The 5,421-nt window shown below is 67.6% G+C and carries 7 protein-coding genes and 1 tRNA gene; 7 read left to right on the top strand and 1 reads right to left on the bottom strand.

Translation table 11 applies throughout. The features are described 5' to 3' along the window. The 4 genes from ftsY to AACZ35_RS11875 form a co-directional block, all read left to right on the top strand. Positions 1–965: signal recognition particle-docking protein FtsY (ftsY, locus tag AACZ35_RS11890; RefSeq protein ID WP_339829546.1), on the top strand; the 965-nt coding region annotated here is incomplete at its 5' end. After that, complete coding sequence (locus AACZ35_RS11885) at positions 966–2,129, top strand: hypothetical protein (protein WP_339829544.1); 1,164 nt, start codon at positions 966–968, stop codon at positions 2,127–2,129. After that, on the top strand, positions 2,126–3,166 hold the full coding sequence (gene mutY / locus AACZ35_RS11880; RefSeq protein ID WP_339829542.1) for an A/G-specific adenine glycosylase: 1,041 nt from the start codon (positions 2,126–2,128) through the stop codon (positions 3,164–3,166). Before AACZ35_RS11885 ends, mutY begins: the two co-directional genes overlap by 4 nt. Further along, the gene (locus tag AACZ35_RS11875; RefSeq protein WP_339829540.1) at positions 3,163–3,435 is read left to right on the top strand and encodes an oxidative damage protection protein; all 273 of its coding nucleotides are present in this window, start codon (positions 3,163–3,165) and stop codon (positions 3,433–3,435) included. Before mutY ends, AACZ35_RS11875 begins: the two co-directional genes overlap by 4 nt. Before the next feature lie 12 nt (positions 3,436–3,447). Here the strand turns inward: AACZ35_RS11875 and AACZ35_RS11870 are convergent, their stop codons facing one another. Further along, a complete protein-coding gene (locus tag AACZ35_RS11870; RefSeq protein WP_339829538.1) occupies positions 3,448–3,882 on the bottom strand; it encodes a DUF6491 family protein in 435 nt (144 codons plus the stop codon). A 201-nt stretch (positions 3,883–4,083) separates the two neighbouring features. On the opposite strand from AACZ35_RS11870, the gene AACZ35_RS11865 reads away from it, so the two are divergent. From AACZ35_RS11865 to AACZ35_RS11855, 3 genes are all read left to right on the top strand, one after another. Further along, positions 4,084–4,159: transfer RNA gene (locus tag AACZ35_RS11865), tRNA-Phe, on the top strand. 139 nt (positions 4,160–4,298) lie between these two features. Beyond that, positions 4,299–4,817 carry a DUF1993 domain-containing protein gene (locus AACZ35_RS11860; RefSeq protein ID WP_339829535.1) on the top strand — a complete coding sequence of 173 codons (519 nt, stop codon included), beginning with the start codon at positions 4,299–4,301 and terminating at the stop codon, positions 4,815–4,817. A 14-nt stretch (positions 4,818–4,831) separates the two neighbouring features. Further along, positions 4,832–5,188: a hypothetical protein gene (locus tag AACZ35_RS11855; RefSeq protein ID WP_339829533.1), complete on the top strand. Its 357-nt coding sequence runs from the start codon at positions 4,832–4,834 to the stop codon at positions 5,186–5,188. The last annotated feature ends 233 nt before the right edge of the window (positions 5,189–5,421 follow it).

The raw sequence follows: 5,421 nt of genomic DNA, 5'->3' as shown, positions 1-5,421 counted from the left end.
TGCACCAGGAAGAAAAGGCCGCGCGCCTGGAAGCCGAGCGCGCCGAGGGCCGCGAGGCCATGAAGGGCGTGCTGGGCGGCAGCCTGCTGGCGCGCAGCCTGGGCGGCCTGTTCCAGCGCAACCCGCAGCTGGACGAAGACCTGCTGGACGAAATCGAGACCGCGCTGATCACCGCCGACATGGGCGTGCCGGCCACCACCGAAGTGGTGAACCGCCTGCGCAAGCGCATGAAGGACCGCGATTTCGCCGACGTGCCGGCCCTGTTCCGTGCCCTGCGCAACGACCTGCTGGCGATGCTGCGGCCGGTGGCCAAGCCGCTGGAGATCGACGCGGCCGCCAAACCCTTCGTCATCCTTACCGTGGGCGTGAACGGCGTCGGCAAGACCACCACCATCGGCAAGCTGGCGCGCCGCTTCCAGCTGGACGGCCATTCGCTGATGCTCGCCGCCGGCGACACCTTCCGCGCCGCTGCGGTCGAACAGCTCAAGATCTGGGGCGAACGCAACAACGTGCCGGTGATCGCCCAGGGCCAGGACGCCGACCCGGCCTCGGTCGCTTTCGACGGCCTGCAGGCAGCGAAATCCCGGCAGATCGACGTGCTGATCGCCGATACCGCCGGCCGCCTGCACACCCAGCAGGGCCTGATGGCCGAACTGGGCAAGATCCGCCGCGTGCTGGCCAAGCTCGACGAACGCGCCCCGCACGAAGTGCTGATGGTCATCGACGGCACCACCGGCCAGAACGCCCTGAACCAGCTGCGCCAGTTCCACGCCGCGGTGAAGGTGACCGGCCTGGTGGTGACCAAGCTCGACGGCACCGCCAAGGGCGGCGTGGTGTTCGCGCTGGCCCGCGAGTTCGGCCTGCCGATCCGCTTCATCGGCCTGGGCGAAAAACCCGAGGACCTGCGCATCTTCGACCCCGAAGGTTTCGTCGACGCCCTGCTGCCGGCCCCGCCCGCCGCCTGAATGGCCGACACCCCGCGCAAGCGCCGCTGGCCCTTGTACCTCGCCATCGTGCTGGCCTTGCTGGCGATTGCCGGCCTTTGGGTCAACCATCAGCTGGAGCCGCACCGCCTCGCCCGCACCGTGCTGGACGCGCTGGGCGAATCGCAGGGACTGGAGATCAGCTTCGAAGGCGAGCCCAGCTACGTACTGCGCCCCGAGCCGCGCCTGGTGCTGCCCAACGTCGTCGCGCGCCAGCCTGGCGCCGCGGCGCCGCTGCTCACCGCCGCACGCATTGAGGTTTCCCTGCCCTGGGACACGATCCGGGGCGGCGACGACAAGGTGGTGATCACCCGCATCGAGCTCGACCAGCCGGCACTCGACCTGGCCGCGCTGTCCGACTGGCGCGAGTCGCGACCGGAAGCACCCTTCGAACTGCCGACGCTGACGCAGGGCGTGCAGGTCAGCAATGGCCGCGTGGTTGGTGGCAGCTGGCGCATCCATGCGCTGGACCTGGAATTCGCCGAACTCCGGCCCGACCAACCGCTGCGGCTCGAAACAAAGGCACGCTTCGAACGCGAAACCCTGTCCGTGGAGTTCGACGGCACGATGTCGATGCAGCGCGCAGGCCTGGCCTCGCCCTTCGACCTGCAGGCCAAGGGCCGTTTGACCCAGGATGAACTCGACGCCCCGTGGTCGCTGGCTCTTGCCGGCGACTTCGATTTCAGCGACCCCGACGCAGGCTCCCCTTCGCCCGGGCGCCTCGAAATCACGAAACTGTCCTTCGAAAGCCAGTCCCCACTCCCCTCCTTCGAAGCCACCGGCAGCGCCACCTTCGGCGAGCCCACTTCGCTGGCGCTGTCCGGCAACATGCCGAAGTGGCCAGAGGACTGGCCCGTGTTGCCCGAACCCGAAGCCAACGCCGGACTGCCGCTGGCCTTCAGCCTCGCCTACGACGGCGCCGAAGACCTGTCCGATCCGCTTTCGCTGGAAGTCACCCGCGGTCAAACCCGACTCGACGCAAGCCTGGTGATCGAAGAAGTGCAGGCCTGGCTGGCGAACGAAGAACGCACGCCGCTGCCGCCGATGCTCGGCCGCTTCACTGCCCCTTCGCTCGAGATCGAAGGTTTCACCCTGGAAAACGTCCAGGCCGACCTCGTGGAGCCGGCCCCGGCCAGCGACGAATGAGCGGGTTCGCGCAGCAGCTCCTGGCCTGGTTCGACCGCGACGGCCGCCACGACCTGCCCTGGCAGCACCCGCGTTCGCCCTACCGGGTGTGGCTGTCGGAAATCATGCTGCAGCAGACCCAGGTGCAGACGGTCATCCCGTACTTCACCCGTTTCCTGGACGCCCTGCCCACCCTGCCCGACCTCGCCGCCGCCGACACCGACCGCGTGATGGCGCTGTGGGCCGGCCTGGGTTATTACGCCCGCGCCCGCAACCTGCACCGCGCCGCCCAGGTTTGTGTGCAGGAACACGGCGGCGAACTGCCCGCCGATTTCGACGCCCTGTCCGCCCTGCCCGGCATTGGCCGCAGCACCGCCGGCGCCATCCTGGCGCAGGCGCACGGCCAGCGCATCGCCATCCTCGACGGCAACGTCAAGCGCACGCTGGCGCGTTACCACGGCGTCGAAGGCTGGCCGGGCAGTTCACCGGTGGAAAAGAAGCTCTGGCTGATCGCCGAATCGCACCTGCCGGAAGATCGTTTGGCCGACTACACCCAGGCGATCATGGATTTCGGCGCCACGCTGTGCACGCGCCACGACCCGGCCTGCGTGCTGTGTCCGCTGCAGGATGGATGTGTCGCGCGGCGCGAAGGTCGCGTCGAACAACTTCCGGAATCCAAACCGGGCAAGCCGCTGCCCGAACGCCGGACGCTGATGCTTTGGGTGGAAGACTCACAGGGGCGCGTGCTGCTGACGCGGCGCCCGCAAAAAGGCGTGTGGGCTGGCCTGTGGTCGCTTCCCGAAACCCTGGGCCATGACGAGGCCCGCGGCTGGCTGGCTGCGAACGTCGCCGCCGATTTCGACGCCGGCGAAGACCTGCCGGTGTTCGAGCACGTCTTCAGCCACTACCGCCTGCACATCGAGCCGCGCCGCTGGCGCCTGGCCGACGCGGAGCCGCTTAAAGGGGATAATGCCGACCTGCGCTGGCAGCCCAGGCAACAACTGCACGAACTGGGCCTGCCCGCACCCGTCAAGAAACTGCTGGGAAACCCGCCATGAGCCGCACCGTGTTCTGCCAGAAAACCCAGACCGAAACCGAAGGCCTTGGCTTCGTGCCCTGGCCCGGCCCGCTGGGCAAGCGTGTCTTCGACAACATCGGCCGCGAGGCCTGGCAGCAGTGGCTGGCGCACCAGACCATGCTGATCAACGAAAACCGGCTCTCGCCCCTGGACCCGAAACACCGGGCCTTCCTGGAGGCGGAAATGGAAAAATTCTTCTTCGGCGATGGCGCCGAGAAGCCCGCCGGCTACGTGCCGCCGGCGGACTGAAACAGCAGCCGCCTAGCTGCGGATGCCGGCTTCGCGCTCGGCCTGCTTCCAGGCCGCGACGTCAACTTCGCGGATCACTTCGATCCGGCAGCGCAGGCCGTGGTCGCCAACCACGTAACCGTTGTTGGTGTTGATGGTGTCGTAAAGCGCTTCGATGCCGACCGAGACTTCGCGCTCCAGGCCCTTGCAGGCCGCGCTTTCGCGCAGGTCGAGCAGCCAGGCCTTGTGCGGGGTTTCCCACACCAGCACATGCTGCGGGCCGACCACTTCGTAGCCGTGCATCGGACGCAGGAACTTCACCGTGTCCTTGGCTTCGCCGGCATTTGCCTGCAGCAGCTCCAGGCGCTTGGCGTCCTTGGCGGGGTTGTCGGACTTGGCCGCGACCGGCAGGGCCAGTCCGCAGGCCAGGGCGGTGGTGAGGGTGATCAGGGCGATGCGGGCTTTCATGGTGGATCTCCTTGTGCGCAGGCCGTGCTGGACCTTGGAACCACCCTACTCCCGGCCGGGTGCAGCGCACAGTGAGCGCCGGACAGGCGTTCAGATTCCATTTACAAGTGTTTTAGTTCAGCCCGGGCCAATTCGGCTTGCCTCGTGCTCCGCCGCTCGGCTAGAATCTCCAGCTCGCCCGGCCCTGCCGGAGCGACGGATGGCCGGGTAGCTCAGTTGGTAGAGCAGGGGATTGAAAATCCCCGTGTCGGGGGTTCGATTCCCTCCCCGGCCACCATCTTCAATCAAGCACGCACGTCAAACCGCACCCAGTGCGGTTTTTCTTTTTTGCGGTCCAGTCTTTCCCATTTCCGGTACTGGCAGCGCCTGCGCTATGGCGCGATGCTTCGCACCACCTCCCCTGCCGGAACCATCCCATGTCCCATTCGTCGCTGACGCTGTCCGCGTTCCTTATCCCCGCCATCGACCGCGTGCTTGCCAATCTTTCCCAGGTGCTCGCCAAGGGCGAAGCGTTCGCGAAAGAGACGGGCATCGACCCGGCGCAGCTGGTCCAGGCGCGACTGGCGCCGGACATGTTCACCCTGGCCGGCCAGGTCCAGCGCGCCAGCGATACCGCCAAGGCGGCTGCGGCGCGGCTTGCCGGAATCGAGGTGCCGTCCTACCCCGACGACGAACAGGATTTTTCCCGGCTGCAGGACCGGATCCGCCGCACCCGGGAATTCATTGCGTCCGTGGATCTCGCGAAAATGGAAGGCTGCGAAGGGCGAACCATCAGCTTCAAGGCCGGCCCTTACCCGCTTACGTTCACGGGCACCAGCTACGCCCAGGACTTCGTGCTGCCCAACCTGCATTTCCATGCCACCACGGCCTACGGAATCCTGCGGCACAATGGCGTACCGGTCGGAAAGCTCGATTACCTGGGCCCGATCAACTGAATCAGGAAACCCCGATGTCCCGGAAGGCCCCCAGCAATGCGATTCCCGCCGACCGCCTCGGCGAGCCGCACGCGCAGCTGCGTGTCGCCACCGGCAAGCTGCTGGGCGGCGTCGTGTTCAAGGACGGGCAGTGGGTGCTGGGCCTGGACGGGCGCATGGTGGGTGAATCGGCCAGCGCCGCGCACGTGCTGGCCATCCTCAAGCGGGCCGCGGCCATCGCCCGCGCGGAAGGGCGCGAGGTGTCGCTGGTGTTCTCGGCCACGCTGCGCGCCGCCGCGCACCAGGAAGCCGCCGACAACGGCATGGAGTTCGATGCCTTCCAGGAGCACCTGGCCGCGCAAAGGAACAAGGCCGAACCACAAGAGGGCTGATCGGCCGCTGGTTCACGATGGGTGTACCCGCGGGGGCGTCCACTGGACGGCGTCATCCCGCAAGGAGCCCCCCATGATCCGCGCCGCCCTGTTTACTGCCCTCGCCTGCGCCGCCGGCCTGGTTTCCGGCGCCGCCACCGCCCGCGACCTGCAGCCCGTGCGCGATCTCGACCTGCAGCGTTATGCCGGCGTCTGGCACGAAATCGCGCGCCTGCCCAATCGTTTCGAAGACG

Source organism: uncultured Arenimonas sp. (assembly GCF_963976025.1).
Lineage (GTDB): Bacteria > Pseudomonadota > Gammaproteobacteria > Xanthomonadales > Xanthomonadaceae > Arenimonas.
This window is presented reverse-complemented; position numbering and strand designations above follow the sequence as displayed.

Bases quoted from the DNA above. Each gene is read 5' to 3' on its own strand.
- AACZ35_RS11870 (WP_339829538.1), bottom strand. From the start codon at position 3,882: ATGAAAGCCCGCATCGCCCTGATCACCCTCACCACCGCCCTGGCCTGC.
- AACZ35_RS11885 (WP_339829544.1), top strand. From the start codon at position 966: ATGGCCGACACCCCGCGCAAGCGCCGCTGGCCCTTGTACCTCGCCATC.
- AACZ35_RS11855 (WP_339829533.1), top strand. From the start codon at position 4,832: ATGTCCCGGAAGGCCCCCAGCAATGCGATTCCCGCCGACCGCCTCGGC.
- AACZ35_RS11875 (WP_339829540.1), top strand. From the start codon at position 3,163: ATGAGCCGCACCGTGTTCTGCCAGAAAACCCAGACCGAAACCGAAGGC.
- mutY (WP_339829542.1), top strand. From the start codon at position 2,126: ATGAGCGGGTTCGCGCAGCAGCTCCTGGCCTGGTTCGACCGCGACGGC.
- AACZ35_RS11860 (WP_339829535.1), top strand. From the start codon at position 4,299: ATGTCCCATTCGTCGCTGACGCTGTCCGCGTTCCTTATCCCCGCCATC.